We start from the raw sequence: 17,410 nt of genomic DNA, 5'->3' as shown, positions 1-17,410 counted from the left end.
GCTGGAGCTGAGTTAACGCATTGACATTTCATCAGCGTCACCGAGAATACAGCTCTTTGCGTTCCGACCAGAAAATACTGGAGTTTATCATCGCCCTTAATCCCTTTTCTGCGCAGGCCAGAGCGGCTATTAAGCGAGGCGCTGCGCTGGCTGCGGCGTTATTGCTGGTCAGTTGCGCATCCGAACCCCCTAAATCGCTGGTGACCCCTTTTCCGCCGGTAACGAAACAGCCAGTACCTGTGCCCGGCAAACCTGCCCAGCCTCAGGCTAATCAACCGATGCGGGGCGTCTGGTTAGCCACGGTGTCACGTCTTGACTGGCCACCTGTCGCGTCGGTGAATGGCACCAGTCCGTCGCAGCGTATCCGCCTGCAGCAGCAATCCCTGACAGACAAACTGGATAAGCTGAAAAGTCTGGGGATTAACACGGTGTTTTTCCAGGTTAAGCCCGATGCCACGGCGTTCTGGCCCTCAAAAATCCTCCCCTGGTCCGATATGCTGACCGGCAAAATCGGTGAAGATCCAGGATATGATCCGCTGCAGTTTATGCTGGATGAGGCGCACAAGCGCGGTATCAAAGTTCACGCCTGGTTTAATCCCTACCGGGTATCGGTGAATACCAAACCCTCTACCGTCAGCGAACTGAACCGCACGCTGTCACTGCATCCGGCCAGCGTTTTTGTGCTGCACCGCGACTGGATCCGCACCGCAGGGGATCGCTATGTGCTCGATCCGGGCATTCCTGAGGCGCGTGACTGGATCACCAGCATTGTGGCCGAGGTGGTGGCGCGTTATCCCATCGACGGTGTGCAGTTTGATGACTACTTCTATGCAGAATCGGCAGGTTCACTGCTCAACGATAATCAGACCTTCAGTCGCTACGGACAGGGTTTTGCCGGTAAAGCGGACTGGCGACGTCACAATACTCAGCAGCTGATTGAGCAGGTGTCACGGACTATCAAACAGCTGAAGCCTGAGGTTGAATTTGGTGTCAGTCCGGCGGGCGTCTGGCGCAATCTGTCGCACGATCCTGCTGGTTCCGATACCCGCGGCGCGGCGGCGTACGACGAAGCCTTTGCGGATACCCGTCGCTGGGTGCAACAGGGCCTGCTGGATTACATCGCGCCCCAGCTTTACTGGCCTTTTTCCCGTCAGGCTGCCCGTTATGACGTGCTGGCAAACTGGTGGGCAGAGGTGGTGAAACCGACAAAAACCCGTCTCTACATCGGTCTTGCGCTCTACAAAGTCGGCGAGCCATCAAAAATTGAACCTGACTGGACGCTTCAGGGTGGCGTGCCTGAACTGAAAAAGCAGCTCGACCTGAATGAATCTAACCCCAATATTGATGGCACCATTCTGTTCAGAGAGAACTATCTGAATCAGCCGCAGACTCAGCAGGCGGTGAGCTATCTTAAAAGCCGCTGGGGAGGCTGAAATGCCCCGGCAGCATGACCAGTGCGGTTAAGTTTTTCCCTGTGACTTACTGCTATTCTTGCGCTTTATATGGGAGGAACCATGAGCGAACTGATTAATATTTTTACAAGTCATAAAAGTGAACGCAGTTTCACTGAGCAACCTGTCGATGAAGCGGTACTGGATCGTATTATCAGTACCGCTTACCGCGCACCGACATCAGTAAACTCACAACAGGTTTCTGTGGTGATCACGCGTGATGCCGGACGTCGGGCAGAGATCGCCGCCATTGCAGGCGGTCAGCCGTGGATTGCCAAAGCACCGGTCTTCATCACCTTCGTGCTGGACATGCATAAATCAGCGGTGGGAATGGCCGCTGTCGATCAGCAGCAGATCGCGCATCAGAGCATTGAGAGCATCGTGTCGGGTTCTACCGATATCGGTATTGCGCTTGGCTCGGTCATGGCTGCTGCGCGGGCAGAAGGTCTGGGCATTGTGCCGATTGGCGGAATCCGTCGCGATCCACAGGCGATGATTTCACTCCTTGAACTGCCGCCAATGACCTTCCCTGTTGCGGGTGTGGTCATCGGTCACGTTGATGAACCCGCTCATCAGAAACCGCGTCTGCCACTGGCTACCTTCCGCCATGATGAGACCTATCAGACGCAGGGGCTGGAGCAGCAGATTGCGGCCTACAACGATGAAATGGTTCAGCACTGGAAAAACATCGGTCGTCACGACGGTGAGAGCTGGAGCGAAAGCGTCAGCGGTTACTATAAAAACATCTACTTCCCGGCTGTACTGCCCGCCCTGCTGAAACAGGGTTTCGGCACGGATAAATAACCTATCCTGCGCGAAGTGAAAAGTAACAGGCCATCCGTACAGCGTGACGGGTGGCCTTTTTCATTTTGTTACTATAACGAAATGTGACTTTCTTCTTTGTAACACATAATTTCCCTGTTAACCGAAGCGCTACTGCCTTTAACACTTACCTTCCAGGGAAATAACATGTCTCAGCGTTCACTCTATGCGCTCTGTTTAATGAGCTTTTTTCTGGCCGATGTCCGCGACGGTCTGGGGCCTTTTCTGGGCATATTTCTGACGGAACGGCACTGGCGTCCTGACGAAATCGGTCTGGTGATGACCTGCGGCGGCATAGCCGGACTCCTTGCCACGCTGCCTGCAGGCATAGCTGCTGATGCGACCCGCCATAAAAAAATGATTGTGCTGCTGGGTTGTCTGGTGATCACCGTTGCTACGCTGTTGCTGTGGTACAGCAATCAGACCTGGACCGCGATGGTCTCGCAAATCGTAGCGGGAATTGCTGCGGCGTTTATCGGCCCGACCGTGGCGGGTATCACTCTGGGGCTGACCGGACAGCGCGGCTTCAACCATCAGATGGGACGCAATGAGGCCTTCAATCATGGCGGTAACACTATTGCGGCGTTGCTGGCGGGTTTTTCTGCCTGGTACTGGGGCATGGGTGCCGTCTTTATTCTGATGACGGTAATGGCGATTTTTGCAGCCTTCGCCACCCTGGCGATTCGCGGTGATGAGATAGATAACGAGGTGGCGCGAGGCTATGAACAGAATGAAGAGCGGCAGCCAGCGCTGAGCCTGGCGATGCTGATGCGTAAGCCAGCGCTGATGATTGCAGGCGTAACGCTGTTGCTGTTTCATCTTGCCAATGCCGCGCTGTTACCGATGCTGAGCATGCGCGTCGCCTCAGCAGGCGGACAGGCGGCGGTCAGTCCGGGTCTGTACGCTGCGGCAACGGTGGTGATTTCCCAGCTGGTGATGATCCCGGTCGCGCTGTGGGTCTCTAAACGGGTGGAAACGCACGGCTATCGTCTGTTTATTATGGTCGCCCTGATGATTTTACCGCTGCGCGCGGTTATTGCGGCAGGCTTTGCGGAGCCGCTCTTTGTTATTCCGGTTCAGGTTCTGGATGGTATTGCGGCAGGGATCCTGGGCGTGGCGGTGCCGGGTTACATTGTGTCTCTGATGCGGGGTACCGGCCATGTTAATGCCGGACAGAGCGTCATTATGCTGATGCAGGGCGCAGGTGCTGCGCTGAGTCCGGCCATGACCGGAGCAATCGCCGCACGTTATTCTTACAGCACTGCCTTTGCGGTTCTCGGGGCGATAGCCCTGGCGGCGCTGATTTTATGGTGGCGTACCGGTAGCTCGCCTGCCACCCGTCTTGCCTGATCAGGCACAAAAAAGGCTGCCCATTGGGCAGCCTCGTCTGGCAAATCCGTTTTCGACCATCCGTTATTTATACAGTTCTGCGGTCATGTGAACACGGTTATTGGTGTTCGCTTCCGTAATTTTGTACTGCGTGCCCTGTTCCTGCGCCTGAGCGGCGATTTTCTATTCTGCGCCATCCAGTGTAGAGGAGGTGACAGAAATGCTTTCGGCAAAGCTGCCAAATGAGATCAGTGAAAGAGCGGCGAGGGCGGCAATTGAGAGTGCTTTTACATTTTTCATGGTCATATTCCTGAGATATGCCAGCAACTATTCCTGACAGTGTCTGCTCATTACTGACTGTTTACCTGAATCCATGTATCTGCCGGGAATAATTGGAAAAAATCGGTCATTGGCTGTTTATAATGTTCCTCTGCATCCACGAGTTTTCCCTTTATTACCCACTTTTTTGTGGACATACTGGTGTACATAATTTTCCACTTCAGAAGATTTATGGCGCTATCAGATGCTGCCCTCCGTGCGATGCTGGGCTAAGAATACGAAAAAGTGCAGGTTAAGACCGATCGTGACGGGCTTTCTGCCCGCGTATCCTGCCTGGGTAAGATCACGTTTCAGCACCGTTACCGCTGGAACGTGAAGGGCGAACGCGTTGATATCGGTACATACCCGGCTACCAGTTTAAAAGAAGCACGTGACGCTCCCCAGGCCCGCTCATCCCTGATCGATATTCCACCCAGAATCAGGCAATCAGTACGCCGTCATTTGAGCACTGAAATAGAACACTGGACACTGTATGATCTGTGCCGGACGGCCCGCACCAATTTTTCGGATCTCTCACTGAACCGCACGTTGCGGAAATAATGCTCTGGCATAATTGCCAGGTGTCTGAGCGTTAGAGCTACGTCGATGAACTGCGACGTGCCTATTCGTTGTGGTGGGCGCGTGTTACGGCATGGGTTTATGGCGAGGATTATGTTTCGGTGCGGGCGCAATCTTCGTGATACCGCATGATGTCGCAGGTGCGAAACGTCAGACGACTGCGGCGTACCGGTGATGTTATGCCATATCTGCCTGTTAATGCAGGAGGTTATTTTACAGAAACCATTCTGATTTAAGGATAAGGGGCATGAATCAGAACTGCTAATTTCGTCTCTATAAGCTATTGAAAAGCTGGTGGCGGGGTGAATATTTGAGTACGGGATTTTGCTTGCGATTTTCCTGGCCGTATTGTGTGTTGTTAACCAACCGGTCAGGAAGTATGTAAGTTGCACGCTTCCTGACCGGCTTATTCATGTAATTACAGGCTGGTTTGAAAAAATGATGAGGCCGACAAAGCTTTCTGATGACGTTAATATACTGGCAATAAATCAAATTCACTCAGCGCCCATGAAAGGATGTTCAGGGCGGCGAATACTATAATCATGCTCAACTGAAGCCCGTCCCACTGGCCGCGCCGATAGCCTGAGTCTTGCCGGGAGCGCATTTTCAGATGAAGCAACCCCGGAACAATCACTGCCCATATTGTCGCGATTAGCCCGGCATAACCAATTGCCGTGACAAACCCATCCGGAAAAAGCAGAGATAAACTCAATGGCGGCAGGAAAGTGATCGCAGTGGCTTTGAGGCGACCCGTTCTGGTCGCGGGGAAATTGAAGCGGTCGCTGATATAATCCACAAGGCCCGCCGTCACTCCCACGAACGAACAGATAACGGCAAAATGTGAGAACGTCGAAAACAACAGCGACATCCCGACAGAATAACCGCGCAGACTAAATGCGTGCATCAGCGCGGCAATGTCGCCGCCCTGGGCGGCAATTTCCGGAAAGGCTGAGCGGGGAAGGTTACCCATAGTGCAGATTATCCAGAAAAGATAGATAACCAGCGCCACGGCAGTACCTGTGCACAGGCATCTTTTCACACGACGATGATCGCCATTGTAATAGCTAATCAGGCCGGAAATGTTTCCATGATAGCCGAATGAGGCAAGGCAGAATGGTACGATGCCGAGCATATAGGGCCAGTACGATGCCGCAGGATTCTGATTGTCCAGCAGGTAGTCGACATTTACGGTGGTAAATAATCCACCAAACAGGATAAGTAACAGAACAATTTTGGTGATGAGCAGAACAGACATCATCCGGCCAATGCTGCTGGTGCCTAACCAGACGATGGCAGCTACGGTCAGGCTTAACATAATTTTGGCTTCGGATGATGAGACCGTTTTGCCGGTCAATATGCTCAGTGAGTGATCATAAACAGGCCCGACCGCTGAAATATAGGCGTATGTCAGAATGCCCAGCACGAAAACCAGGCTCAGGCCATTTATTTCAGCCCAGTTACGACCTAAAACATCTCGGACAATTTTGTCATAGCCGGTTTCCAGAGGGTAATGCTGGCTCACACGGTGAAACATCAGGCCACTGATTAACATACAGATCCAGCTAAAAGTCAGTATCAGTAATGCCCAGCCAAACCATGCTCCGGCCATCACGACCGGCAGGACGAACATCCCTGCACCCACCACGGTGCCGCAAATGATGGTTGCTCCCCAAAACATCGAAGGAGAACGCGTTGGAATTGCCATATCAGACATAAGGTTTCCTGAAGAAAAAATTTAACGCTGGAGAATAGCCTCTATAGCAAGGGCATGACTAATTAATTGACGATCTTCTTTCGGCAACCCATCTAACGATAATCCAACAGACAAATTTCCCCGGTCAGCAACCGGCATTGTCACGCTGGGCGCACCCACGCTGCTGGCAATGTCGGTGTTACGAATGAGTTTATTGAAAATATCAGGTTGAGCGGCATTCTCAATCCGTGGCACTTCACAACACAGTGTGGGATATAGGATGGCATCCAGCTTTAATTTGCTGTAAATCTGGTCCCAGTAAGCGCGAAGTTGACCGATTGATTTAAGGCCATGCATATACTCCTTCCAGCTGACCTGTTCCTGCGCATTCTGCCTCTGCAAAATAGACGCGACGGCTGGGTCGGAAATTTGACTGATGATTGTGTCAAAATCAGCGACGAAGTGCTGCTCCAGTAAGAAAGCGGGGAAGTCGATAAAAAATTCAAAAAACGGTACAGGGAACTGGATTTCTTTATTCAGCTTACCGAATACGCTGTCATCGAACGTCACGATCTCAACGCCTGCCCGCGCCATCTGCCTGACCACCTTCATGCAGGTTTCCCGTACGGTAGTATCCAGGTTGCTCCACATAAACTCAGCCGGCAGCCCTATTCGTGAAGGCAGACGAGGGGTAATAGCGGGTTCATCCATCATTACTGCGTCGAGCAGCGCCAGGTCGCTGACTGTCGGGGCAATAAATCCAGGGGTATCTTTGGTGCGGGAAACAGGAACAATGCCTCTGGTTGGGTAACGTCCCGTGCTGGGTCGAAAACCTGCAACTCCACACAGTGCAGCAGGTATACGTACTGACCCTCCGGTATCGGTACCGACTGAAAATGCGCTGATACCGGCCGCTACCGCTGCGGCACTTCCGCCGCTACTGCCTCCGGCGATATGGCCAGGGTGCGCTGGATTGCCAACGCTACCCCACTGACCAGACAGAGAGGTCACACCAAAAGAAAGCTCATGCATATTGGTTTTGCCACACATGACAGCACCGAGTGCCTTAAGCCGGCTAATTACTGGCGCATCGTCCATCGGATAAAAGTCGATTAATCCCGGCGTACCGGCAGTTGTCGCAAACCCTTTTACATTTATATTGTCTTTGCATGAAAAGGGTAACCCTGATAAGGGCAATCCGGTCTCTGACGTATTTATCTTGTCTGAAGAGAATAACTCTTCATCGAATGCAATAAATGCATTCAAATCTTTGCTGGCGTGATAATTGTGCAGCCGGACATGGTTGCTGGCTTTGAGTTCCGCTGGACGCTTGTTCAGGCCCTGCTCATCCTTCAGCAAAAGTGGTGTTCTTTTTTCCATGTTTAATAAGGCTCAGTAATGATAATGACGGTGCATATTTTGAAGCGGATTATTTTCACGGAGCTGACCCCCGATGCTGTAAATCACAGCGCAGGCTGCATTAATGCCCGTCTGTACCGCACCCTCCGCCCAGCCACCAGTAAATGAGCAACTGCATCCGGCCAGATAGATTCCCTGGTCGGGATTATTATCTTTAGCTGACTGAAACTGATAAAACAGCGTTTCAGAATAGCGATCGTCACCAGGATAGTTGAGTTTAAAGGCACCCATTGCCAGAGGATCGGTCAGCCAGTCATATTCAAGAATATATTTGGGATCGTTATTCATAGGGCGAAGGTGTTTAGCGAACGCAGGGGCAGATATCGCCAGTTCTTTAACCAGTCGCTCTAGCCTTTCACGTTTATCTTTCAGGGTAACTAATTTATGAGAATCATCTTCCCATGTGTAACTGATTAGCACGACACCATGTCCTTCCGGATCATCCGGCTGATAATCGAGGCAGTAAATACCTCGTGCAAGCGTGTCCGTAAGAATGGTATGGGGCAATCCCTCTTTCAGCCAGAACTTTTCCCGGGTCAACAGGAAGAGCTTTGACGAACCGATAAGGTGGGTTTCATTCACTGCCCGGCAGACATCAGCCGGAAAAAGCGTATTGTGTCTCGACAGATCCAGGCATACCTGCATTGCGCGGGTAGAGGTGGTGACAATCACTCTGTCAAAAACCTGACGGTTGCCTGTGCATGTTGAAACCACAAACTGCCCACTTTCAAGTCGGGCGACTTCTTCGACTTTCTGGTAAAGGATACGATCGCTTAACGTGCGGCCCTGCAGGATTTCACTGCCCATTTTTGCCGTTAGCGTTTCAATGCCTGCTGGGACCATACGCTGATCGTCTTCCAGACCGTTTACCACCAGCCGCATGATTTCAATAAACGCCGCTCGATATACTGGCTGAAAGCCGCCAGAACCAATACCCAGCGAGCCAAACAAAGCAAAATCATCGGGTTTGTGCCACTGCTCACCTCCCGGCGGATTAGTGCCAGTGAAGATCCTGACAAGCGCAGAGTAGAAACAGTTATCACCGAAAATCTCCAGGTACTGCTGCCACGCTTCTTTGGCATCCGCAAGCCGGCCTTCTTTTAACGCCAGTGTGATTGAAGCAGGCGCCTGAAGCTGCTTTCCTTCAATAAGGACGCCTTCCTGTAAAAAGCATCGCCAGCCGCGATCAACCCGCGAGAACAGTTCCGGGGGTGGGGTTCCTGCAGTCCATTTGTGCGGCACACCCTGAAAATGAATTTCGGTATCAACAATGCCAGGGTCCGGAAACTCAGAGGCTGTATCAATATTGAATTCAGCCAGATAATGGAACAAGCCTGTTTCTGAAGGCGGGAAGCGCATTGCTCCCATTTCAGCGATATATTCCGGCATACCGTCATCAAATTGCTGGCTCAACAGTCGCCCACCGGATCTTGCAGCGTTTGCTTCGAAGAGCGTGACATGCGTGACACCCGCATTCAGAAGCTCCCGCGCCGCAATCATTCCGCTCAGGCCTGCCCCGATAATTGCCACGCTTGCTGGACAATCGTTATCAACATGGCCAATGCCGCCCGCTGATTTGGCGTGGGCAAGAAAAGTTCCGTAATCAAAGAGTGTATCAATAAAGGGAAAGGTATTACCCTCACCGACACGACTTGCTTTAGTCTTCATTATCTATCCAGCAGAATGCATGTTAATTCAAAGATGAGGATGCGCTATTAGTTAAACTCTTTAGAGAAGAAGGGGCCTGTTTTTAAACATCCACATTGTGGACTGTTCAGGAATTAAAATTCTCAATGCAATTGCATAAAAACAGTCAGTCAATCTGAAGAGTTATTTCCATGATAAACGCAGGTTCTGGCATCTTTATTTTTTGTGCAGGTAAAGAAACCCCGCACATCGGCGGGGCAGGTCATCAATGCTATGAAGGCTGAGGCAACGCTGTCTCCTGCAGATGATGCCAGATGATTTTGCCATTCGGCTTTGATTCGAATACGACAGTCGAAAAACGCAGAGTGGGGCTTTGATCAGGAAGTTGCTGTAATTCTTTATAGACAACCGTTGCACCAGTGTCGCTCTCAGCAATCACTCGCATGTCGCTGATTTCGATCGCTAAACCGGGGCGTGCGCCGCGCTGAGTCCGAAAAAAGGAGTTTAATGTTGTGAAGTCCAGCAACCCGCCACCGGTCGTTACCATAGAGTATGCAGGACTGAAACGTGCCAGGAGATCTTCACAAACCTCATCTTTTGCAGTTTCATTGCCCAGCCACTCTTTGATCAATTCATGGGCATCCAGGACTTCCTTCAGGAAAAGGTTCATTTTTGTTCCTTATTAAGCGTAAGTACGACTTTGTGATTAGCAATGCGGAGGGAGCACAGGACAGGGATGACAGCGCTGCATGCCGCTATGACAAAGCAAAGACGATAGGACTGCTTTACAGGCATCCCCGTGTTCGCTATCAGATTGAACAGCAGGCTGACCAGCGTTACGCCAAGACAAAAACTAAGCTGACGATTGATATTCCACAGGGCGCTTGCATCGGCCAGTTCATGATCAGCCATTTGAATAAAAGCAGAACTCTGCGCCGTGCTGCTGCACAAGCTGCCGCCAAATCCCATAAAAGCGAAAGCGAGTATGCAAATAATAGTGTCTGTGCTATGCCCTGTTAGCGCCAGCATCCCGATACCTAATGCCTGAACCAGGCAGCCTGTGATAAAGAGCGGACGGGGGCCCCAGCGGTTAAATCTTTTGCCGGTCAGGCTGATAGCGGCAAAAGAGGCTATTGACCACGGAAGCATTAGCAAACCCACGAAGCTGGCATGCATCCCCAACTGATTTTGCAGATAGAGCATGGTGATCATACTGACGCCAGTAAACACACCGGGGATAAACTGATAAATCAGCATTGCGGTATGTAAAAGCGGGTCTTTGACCAGATGCAGGTTGATGAGCGGGTGACGTTTCTTAATCGCGTTGCTGACATAGCCAGCCAGCGTAACAACACCTGCCAGCAGCATCAGTACGCCTTTATTGAACTCTCCGGCTTCACCCACATAGGTCAGCCCCAGCAGAATCAGCGTGAGCCCAACACAGCCACTGACTAATCCCACCAGATCTAACGGTTCGGCGGTCTTTTCCGGACGAGCCGGATTGAGCCATAAACCTGCCATGATTAGCGTCACCACGGCCAGGGGAAGACTGAACAGAAATACCCAGCGCCAGCTGAGATGCTCGACCAGCATTCCGCCAATGGCTGGCGAGAGTGCGGGTGCGAGCAGAGCGACCAGCATGACAACGGAGGATAATTTTGCGCGCTCATTACTTTGATACAGGGCGTAAGTCATTGTCTGTCCTATGGGGATCAGCAATCCGCCGCCAATGCCCTGAATCCAGCGCCATGTAATGAGTTGTGTAACCGATGCTGACGCACCCACTCCGCAGGTACCCAAAATAAAAATCATTAATGACAGCATGAAAAGACGTTTCGCCCCCATCCGCCTTGCCAGCCAGCTACTCAGAGGGATGACCAGTGTCAGCCCCAAAATGTATCCATTACTTATCCACGCCAGCTTGCTAACGGGTGCGTCAAAGTGCCGGCCGATATCCGGATAAGCCACGTTGGCGATAAACATATTTACCAGATCGATAAAAAAACCCAGCAGATACACACTGGCAACACGCACACGATAAGACATTTGTTTTCTCAGACTGGACAGCTTAGGGCGCGCAGTATAAGACCGACGACAGGCCGGATAAATTGCTTTTCTCTTGCTACACTGTCAAAATTATTTTGACAATTTGAGTGCGGAAGAGGAGATGTGATGATCAATATGCAACGTCTGGCTATGTTTGTTGCGGTAGCAGAGGCGGGCAGTTTTACCGGTGCCGCTCAGACGCTGGGACTTACCAAAGCAGTAGTCAGTTTTAATATCAAACATCTTGAAGAAGAGCTTGGTGTTTCACTCCTGACAAGAAGTACCCGACGCGTTTCGACGACGGATGCCGGAGAACGATTTTATCATCGCTGTCTCAAGCTTCTTGAGGATGCCGAAAGCGCCCTGGAGGATGTCCGCAGCGATCATGCCGGATTAAGCGGGTTACTGAGGATCACCACAACCCCGGAGTATGGGGCCAGGGTGATTGTGCCAGCACTCACGGATTTTACTGCGAAACACCCGCAGTTACGTATCCAGCACGTTTCTTCATCCAAAAATGACGATCTCATTGCCGGTCGCTTTGATGTGGCTATTCGGCTTGGTCATCTGGCCGATTCCAGCCATCATGCCCGTCTCATTGATCAGTTTGATATTCTGGCGGTCGCTGCGCCGCTTTATCTGAACACCCTCCACACCCGGTCTGTCCAGAACCTTGAACAGCTTGCCTCTGCAAAATGGATTGCGCATAGCCGTTTATCAACGCCACTTAGCTGGCAGGTGATCAACCCGGGCGGGGTGACTGTATTGTTGAACGCCAGCTCTCCAGCAATGGTCATGGCTGACAGCGCGTCTTCTTTGCTGGCGTTTGCTTTAGCCGGAGCTGGCGTTGCCATTCTGCCGGCCTGGCTGGTACAGGATGAGATAGTGAAGGGAAGGTTAATACATCTTCTGCCCGATCATCTTTTTCCCCCACAGGGTATCTACGCGCTTTATCCCAATACGCGCCATGTGCCGGAAAAAGTGCGGACATTCATTGATTTCCTGCGCGATCGCTTAGTTGCAACAACCTGAGCCTGAAGCAACGAATTACATTCAAAAAACTGATTATATGCGTTGATATAAAGTTTTATCCGGCTAAGGTTAGATCCTCTCAAATTTTTATATTCATTGCGATTAAAGACCCGTAATACACGAGGATTACAGGGTTTCGCCGCTTAAATTTTTGCCATTTTTATTGGTTAAATTTTATGCAACTTAACCGCTTAAATACTTTTCCTGAGCTGCATAAAATAAGACCTGAAATATTTCATGTGAGATTAATATATAATTACTAATTAAATCATTGTCTTACCGATTTTTTCTGAGCGTGCTGATGCGATGGGAAATTTAACTTACCTGCCTGTAAATTAAACACTAAGCAGGCCCAGAGAGGATTTTTGGATAGAAAAGTTTACAAGGAAAAAGAAGGGGGTTATTTCAGAAATTAGTTGACAGTGAAAGGGAATATATTGTCTCTTATCGCCGATTTGTAAATTAACTTCAGCAAAAAAACATGAGTATTGCTTGTGTTTTGGCCTTCTAAGTATCCGGATCACTCAGGGAGAATGTTAAAAATGATCGGTTTATCGTCGTCAGTCATGCAGTCGGGCATCCTGGATTTGGCACCCCCGGAATTTGAGGCACTGTTGAGTGATATCAGAGAACGGGCACTCACAGGTGAATTTGATGATCGTAAACATATCTCTCAGGACATCATTGAGTGTTTCAGGACGGCCGGGGTTTATAGGGCACTGGTGCCTCTACGATTTGGCGGGAAAGAGTCTAACCCTTTTGATTTTTGTCAGCTCATTGAATGCCTGGCGGAGGCTGACGGCTCAGCTGGATGGGTTGCGAGTTTTGGGATGAGTCCATTTTACCTTTCAGCGCTACCTTTAAAGACACTTGAAGCGCTTTACAATACCGATAAAGGAGCCGATATCATTTTTGCCGGAGGAATTTTCCCTACGCAAACGGCATCTCCGGTTGAGGGAGGGGTAAGAGTCACGGGCCGCTGGCGGTATTCAAGTGGCTGTATGGGGGCAGATGTTGTTGGGGTGGGGATTCAGACGGAATCAGCGGGGGGCAAAGGACTTCCCCGGGTGGCTGTGCTGCCCGTCTCAGACGTCATGATTGATCAGACATGGAATATGGTGGGTTTAATGGGCACTGGCAGCCATGATCTGGTGGTAAAAGATATTTTCGTGCCTGAAGAGTGGACTTTTATCCGGGGAGACGAAGCAAATCTTGAGGAAAATCTGTTCAAATATCCTACCCTTTCACTGGCAGCACAGGTGCTATCTGTGGTTGCGATTGGCATTGCGCGGCGGGCAATCAATGAAGTTCGAAATGCATCAGGTTTAAATCTGTCGGTCACGGGCGCACCTGCAACGATACAAAAACCTACGGCTAAAATTGAAATCGCAAAAGCTGAAGCGCGTTTTCATTCAATGCGCTCTTTCTTTTATCAATCACTGGAAAAAGTATGGGCTGGCATTTCAAAGGGAGAAGAATTATACGATGATCAGATAAACATGTTGCGTCTTTCCAGCACCAACGCAGTTCACGAAGCATCAAAAATTTGCCGCAACATGCAATTATTATCAGGCATGACTGGCGTTTCGAAAAATCATCCTGTAGCCAGATGTGTTAATGACACTATGGTAATAACCCAACATGCTTTTATGGGTGAAATGACATATTTAAATGCAGGCACGATGCTGTGTGGGCAGTTGCCCACGCCAGGTTATCTATAATTATTTTACAAATAAATGAATTATCTGGTTCATATGTATAATGGCAAATACGCATTATTGAACCTGTCGAATAAATTTCACTTCGATCGAGTTGGTAACAAAAATGATAGACACTAATGATTTTCGCAATGGCATGTCAATGCTTGGTAGCGCCGTTTCTATTGTCACCACCGCCCATGAAAATAATAACTATGGAATGACTGTTTCCGCAGTGTGTAGTGTGACCGACACCCCGCCAACGTTACTGGTATGTATTAACCGTAAAGCATGGTCACATGATTTTTTTATCTCCAGCGGCGTACTTTGTGTGAACATACTCTCTTCCTCACATGAGGATTTATCATCTTCCTTTGCCAATAAATTACTATCAATGGCTGACCGGTTTAATTCCCATAGGTGGTCAAAACTTCATACCGGGGCACCCGCATTAGATGATGCCCTGGTGAATTTTGATTGTGAAATCAATGAAGTCATCGAGAATGGTTCTCATAGCGTTATGTTCGCAAAAATCAGGGAAATTCGTATGGGCCAACCTTCATCAGGTTTAATTTATTTCAACAGAAACTATCACGGCATACCTGAAAACACGTTGTGATCTTTTTTTTCTGAATAAATAGATGAAATCTGATTCAGGGGTAGGCAGGGCATGGCAGGGAGTGTTAATAAGCACATTAACAACGACTATATGAGTAAAATCGTTTGTGGCTATTGACACTCTTCATGCAATTCTGACATTCAATTGAGGTTGTTAATGGGTTTAACTGACGTGTAATACAGCTTTCAGATATATAGAAATCGCTTGCTAAAAAAGTAGACTCCTTAATTAAACTAATTGATTAATTTAAATTTTGAAGCTCCCCGCTTATGTGAATAATGGAGAATATAAACGCAGTTGTTCGTAGGCGACCTCTGAATGAATTGTAATCAGAGTCAGTTATTTAAACTATCATATCGGGTCTTTGTGCTACATACACCCTGATCTTATGATGATGAGCTCAGGCATTATGCAAAAATGCAGCAGAAATTGATGCAGATTCACCCCCCTCACTCATATGGTTTTACTCAATAAAAGGAGCCCGAAAGTATGACTGTCTGTATCGGCACAACCCACATGCGCTTCACTGCTGATGAGCATCTTTATCATTTATGAGGATAGTAAACGGTCAAATGACCTGGCTGAGCATTTTGGGTTCCAGTGTCAGCAGTATGTTATTTACCGTGGTAAGCAGGTACGCATGCTTCTTCGCGAGTAAGCCATCAATCCATAAATACAGATTCTCAATCTCGCGGCTGAAAGACAGTTAAAAGGTCTTATTCGAAAGTACCTCTATGGAATATGTGATTGATGATTATATTTCGATAGCATAATAAGTTGATTATATGTTTTACCTCACGATAAAAATCCATGATAACCGAGTCGATGTGTTCCGCGATGGTTTTATAAAATTTTCAGCCCCTGCCATCTTCATCAAATCCACTGATTGCAACTGCTGTTTATATATACAGCATATCAGGGTGAGTCTATCATGCCACGCGAGAACGAAATCAAAGCCGCTTTCCGGCTGGCCATTAAGCGGGAAGCACGCGGACGTTACATCGTCAGCACACTCGACTTTGTTCACCAACTCCAGCAGCTGAACTGGCAGTTTACCGCCAGGGAAGCGAACAGGTGGATAGAAGTGCGCAAGTCAGATTTCCGGGATATCTCAGCATCCGAAGGTGAGGATCGCATCTTTCAGGTCTTTAACCCGAATGGCGGCCTGTGATGTTTGCGCTGGTGGATGTTAACTCATTCTATGCCAGCAGCGAGACAGTATTTCGTCCCGATCTGCGTGGTAAACCGGTGCTGGTGCTGAGTAACAACGATGGCTGTGACATTGCCCGGAGTGCAGAAGCCAAAGCGCTGGCCATTCCTATGTGGGCTCCCTATTTTAAACTCAGGGACGGCATCAGGCGGCACAGGATCGATGTATTCAGCAGCAATTATGCGCTGTATGCGGACATGAGTAACCGGGTAATGACGACGTTAGAACAGATGGCACCCAGCGTGGAGGTCTATTCGATTGATGAAGCTTTCCTGGAACTGACCGGTGTACGCAACTGCATGGTATTGGAAAACTTTGGACGGGAGGGGAGGGAGACGATTAGACGCAATACGCATCTCACCGCAGGTGTTGGCATCGCGCCAACTGAAACGCTGGCCAAACTTGCCAGCCACGCTGCAAAAAAGTGGTCTAAGACGGGCGGCGTACTTGACCTGTCTAACATTGAGCGTCAAGAGAAACTAATTGCGCTGGCGCCGGTTGAGGATGTCTGAGGTGTCGGCCGTCGCATAAATGAGGAGGATACTGGACTCCGATGGGAATAATGCTAACTCAGGTTACCATATCAATACTAACTATTAGCTCGGCATTGATGGTTGTGCTAACTGTTTATTTGAGGGTCGGCCAGCGCGTGGGCTGTTTCTGCTACTAAACTCCTGAACCAGCGATGTGCAGGATCGTCGCGATAGCGCGCATGCCAGCCCATTTCAACCGGAAAAGTGCCGAGATCAACCGGCGCGGGAACAATTCTGAGCCGCTGATCTCTGGAAAGATGCTGGCAGATCAGGCGAGGCAGGGTCGCGCAGTAGTCCGTGACCGCAATCATCTCCGGGACGGCCAGAAAATGTGTCACCGACACGGCAACCTGACGGCGCAGGCCGCGCTTTTCAAGTGCCTGATATAAACCCGCGCGCATACGGCCAGGCGGCAGGACATTAACGTGTTTGAGCTGCTCATAATGTTCTGTGCTGAGGTTTTCGCCCACCAGCGGATGATCTGCGCGTATCACACACGCCAGACCTTCATTCATCAGGTGCTGCACAACCAGATTCTCAGGAGGCTCAACGATACGCCCCAGCACCATATCGGTGTTTCCTGAAATCACACCCGTTTCCGTTACGTCGTTGCCAAACGGCGTGAGGCGAAGCCTGATACCGGGCGCGCAGTCACGAAGACGCGCTACAATGGCAGGCATCATGATGAATTCAACATAGCTGTTAGGGGCGAGGGTAAACAACCGGGTGGCGTGCAGCGGATCAAAGTCCTGCTGACCAAGGATCACGTTATCAATGGATGACAGGGCAGCACCGACTACCTGGGCCAGCTGTTCTGCTTTCGGTGTCGGGCGCATACCGTAGCGCTCGCGGATAAACAGCGGATCGTTGAGCGTTTCGCGCAGCCGGTTTAAGGCATTTGAAAGAGCCGGCTGGGTAATACCAAGCCGTTCCGCTGCGCGGGTGACATTGCGCTCTTCCATCATAACCAGCAAAACCGGCAGTAAATTCAGGTCGTATTTCATGTAGCTATAAT

Annotated in this window: 13 protein-coding genes and 3 pseudogenes; 9 read left to right on the top strand and 7 right to left on the bottom strand. The window is 49.9% G+C overall.

The annotated features are described in order from the left end of the window. The first annotated feature begins 56 nt into the window (after nucleotides 1-56). From IBT54_RS01570 to IBT54_RS01560, 3 genes are all read left to right on the top strand, one after another. On the top strand, nucleotides 57-1,433 hold the full coding sequence (locus tag IBT54_RS01570; RefSeq protein ID WP_201251401.1) for a glycoside hydrolase family 10 protein: 1,377 nt from the start codon (nucleotides 57-59) through the stop codon (nucleotides 1,431-1,433). An 81-nt stretch (nucleotides 1,434-1,514) separates the two neighbouring features. Then, on the top strand, nucleotides 1,515-2,255 hold the full coding sequence (locus IBT54_RS01565; RefSeq protein WP_013196422.1) for a nitroreductase family protein: 741 nt from the start codon (nucleotides 1,515-1,517) through the stop codon (nucleotides 2,253-2,255). A gap of 165 nt (nucleotides 2,256-2,420) precedes the next feature. Next, nucleotides 2,421-3,623 carry an MFS transporter gene (locus tag IBT54_RS01560; protein WP_147788768.1) on the top strand — a complete coding sequence of 401 codons (1,203 nt, stop codon included), beginning with the start codon at nucleotides 2,421-2,423 and terminating at the stop codon, nucleotides 3,621-3,623. Nucleotides 3,624-3,686: 63 nt separating this feature from the next. Here IBT54_RS01560 and IBT54_RS01555 read toward each other — a convergent pair. Continuing rightward, a pseudogene (locus IBT54_RS01555) lies at nucleotides 3,687-3,902 on the bottom strand (YdgH/BhsA/McbA-like domain containing protein). A 264-nt stretch (nucleotides 3,903-4,166) separates the two neighbouring features. On the opposite strand from IBT54_RS01555, the pseudogene IBT54_RS25065 reads away from it, so the two are divergent. After that, nucleotides 4,167-4,316, top strand: a pseudogene (locus tag IBT54_RS25065) (Arm DNA-binding domain-containing protein); the annotation flags it as partial. 652 nt (nucleotides 4,317-4,968) lie between these two features. On the opposite strand, the gene IBT54_RS01545 reads toward IBT54_RS25065, so the two are convergent. The 5 genes from IBT54_RS01545 to IBT54_RS01525 form a co-directional block, all read right to left on the bottom strand. Continuing rightward, a complete protein-coding gene (locus IBT54_RS01545) occupies nucleotides 4,969-6,213 on the bottom strand; it encodes an aromatic amino acid transporter (protein WP_201251400.1) in 1,245 nt (414 codons plus the stop codon). 21 nt (nucleotides 6,214-6,234) lie between these two features. Continuing rightward, on the bottom strand, nucleotides 6,235-7,572 hold the full coding sequence (locus tag IBT54_RS01540) for an amidase family protein (protein WP_201251399.1): 1,338 nt from the start codon (nucleotides 7,570-7,572) through the stop codon (nucleotides 6,235-6,237). Nucleotides 7,573-7,584: 12 nt separating this feature from the next. After that, nucleotides 7,585-9,279 (bottom strand): NAD(P)/FAD-dependent oxidoreductase, encoded by a 1,695-nt coding sequence (locus IBT54_RS01535; RefSeq protein WP_201251398.1) that lies wholly within the window; start codon nucleotides 9,277-9,279, stop codon nucleotides 7,585-7,587. Between the two features lie 250 nt (nucleotides 9,280-9,529). Then, on the bottom strand, nucleotides 9,530-9,928 hold the full coding sequence (locus IBT54_RS01530) for a DUF4440 domain-containing protein (protein ID WP_147788773.1): 399 nt from the start codon (nucleotides 9,926-9,928) through the stop codon (nucleotides 9,530-9,532). After that, nucleotides 9,925-11,304 (bottom strand): MFS transporter, encoded by a 1,380-nt coding sequence (locus tag IBT54_RS01525; protein ID WP_147788774.1) that lies wholly within the window; start codon nucleotides 11,302-11,304, stop codon nucleotides 9,925-9,927. The genes IBT54_RS01530 and IBT54_RS01525 overlap by 4 nt, the downstream gene beginning before the upstream one ends. A gap of 126 nt (nucleotides 11,305-11,430) precedes the next feature. On the opposite strand from IBT54_RS01525, the gene IBT54_RS01520 reads away from it, so the two are divergent. The 5 genes and pseudogenes from IBT54_RS01520 to IBT54_RS01500 all read left to right on the top strand — a co-directional run. Further along, nucleotides 11,431-12,336, top strand: coding sequence for a LysR family transcriptional regulator (locus tag IBT54_RS01520; protein WP_147788775.1), 906 nt, complete (start codon nucleotides 11,431-11,433; stop codon nucleotides 12,334-12,336). 533 nt (nucleotides 12,337-12,869) lie between these two features. After that, a complete protein-coding gene (locus IBT54_RS01515; protein ID WP_236262772.1) occupies nucleotides 12,870-14,057 on the top strand; it encodes an acyl-CoA dehydrogenase family protein in 1,188 nt (395 codons plus the stop codon). A gap of 103 nt (nucleotides 14,058-14,160) precedes the next feature. Next, nucleotides 14,161-14,652 carry a flavin reductase gene (locus tag IBT54_RS01510; RefSeq protein ID WP_201251397.1) on the top strand — a complete coding sequence of 164 codons (492 nt, stop codon included), beginning with the start codon at nucleotides 14,161-14,163 and terminating at the stop codon, nucleotides 14,650-14,652. Nucleotides 14,653-15,583: 931 nt separating this feature from the next. Further along, nucleotides 15,584-15,823, top strand: a complete 240-nt coding sequence (locus tag IBT54_RS01505) for a DNA polymerase V (RefSeq protein ID WP_201251396.1) — start codon at nucleotides 15,584-15,586, stop codon at nucleotides 15,821-15,823. Next, a pseudogene (locus tag IBT54_RS01500) lies at nucleotides 15,823-16,371 on the top strand (DNA polymerase V subunit UmuC); the annotation flags it as partial. The gene IBT54_RS01505 and the pseudogene IBT54_RS01500, both read left to right, overlap by 1 nt. 110 nt (nucleotides 16,372-16,481) lie before the next feature. Here the strand turns inward: IBT54_RS01500 and IBT54_RS01495 are convergent. After that, the gene (locus tag IBT54_RS01495; protein WP_201251395.1) at nucleotides 16,482-17,399 is read right to left on the bottom strand and encodes a LysR substrate-binding domain-containing protein; all 918 of its coding nucleotides are present in this window, start codon (nucleotides 17,397-17,399) and stop codon (nucleotides 16,482-16,484) included. Between the last annotated feature and the right edge of the window lie 11 nt (nucleotides 17,400-17,410).

It is taken from the genome of Pantoea sp. S62 (assembly GCF_016658625.1).
Lineage (GTDB): Bacteria > Pseudomonadota > Gammaproteobacteria > Enterobacterales > Enterobacteriaceae > Pantoea > Pantoea vagans.
The sequence above is the reverse complement of the archived record's forward strand: the minus strand, read 5'-3'. Positions and strand labels throughout refer to the sequence as shown.

Excerpts from the sequence above, each read along its gene's own strand:
- IBT54_RS01520 (WP_147788775.1), top strand. The coding sequence starts at position 11,431 with ATGATCAATATGCAACGTCTGGCTATGTTTGTTGCGGTAGCAGAGGCG.
- IBT54_RS01505 (WP_201251396.1), top strand. The coding sequence starts at position 15,584 with ATGCCACGCGAGAACGAAATCAAAGCCGCTTTCCGGCTGGCCATTAAG.
- IBT54_RS01540 (WP_201251399.1), bottom strand. The coding sequence starts at position 7,572 with ATGGAAAAAAGAACACCACTTTTGCTGAAGGATGAGCAGGGCCTGAAC.
- IBT54_RS01495 (WP_201251395.1), bottom strand. The coding sequence starts at position 17,399 with ATGAAATACGACCTGAATTTACTGCCGGTTTTGCTGGTTATGATGGAA.
- IBT54_RS01545 (WP_201251400.1), bottom strand. The coding sequence starts at position 6,213 with ATGTCTGATATGGCAATTCCAACGCGTTCTCCTTCGATGTTTTGGGGA.
- IBT54_RS01560 (WP_147788768.1), top strand. The coding sequence starts at position 2,421 with ATGTCTCAGCGTTCACTCTATGCGCTCTGTTTAATGAGCTTTTTTCTG.
- IBT54_RS01510 (WP_201251397.1), top strand. The coding sequence starts at position 14,161 with ATGATAGACACTAATGATTTTCGCAATGGCATGTCAATGCTTGGTAGC.
- IBT54_RS01535 (WP_201251398.1), bottom strand. The coding sequence starts at position 9,279 with ATGAAGACTAAAGCAAGTCGTGTCGGTGAGGGTAATACCTTTCCCTTT.
- IBT54_RS01525 (WP_147788774.1), bottom strand. The coding sequence starts at position 11,304 with ATGTCTTATCGTGTGCGTGTTGCCAGTGTGTATCTGCTGGGTTTTTTT.
- IBT54_RS01565 (WP_013196422.1), top strand. The coding sequence starts at position 1,515 with ATGAGCGAACTGATTAATATTTTTACAAGTCATAAAAGTGAACGCAGT.
- IBT54_RS01530 (WP_147788773.1), bottom strand. The coding sequence starts at position 9,928 with ATGAACCTTTTCCTGAAGGAAGTCCTGGATGCCCATGAATTGATCAAA.
- IBT54_RS01515 (WP_236262772.1), top strand. The coding sequence starts at position 12,870 with ATGTTAAAAATGATCGGTTTATCGTCGTCAGTCATGCAGTCGGGCATC.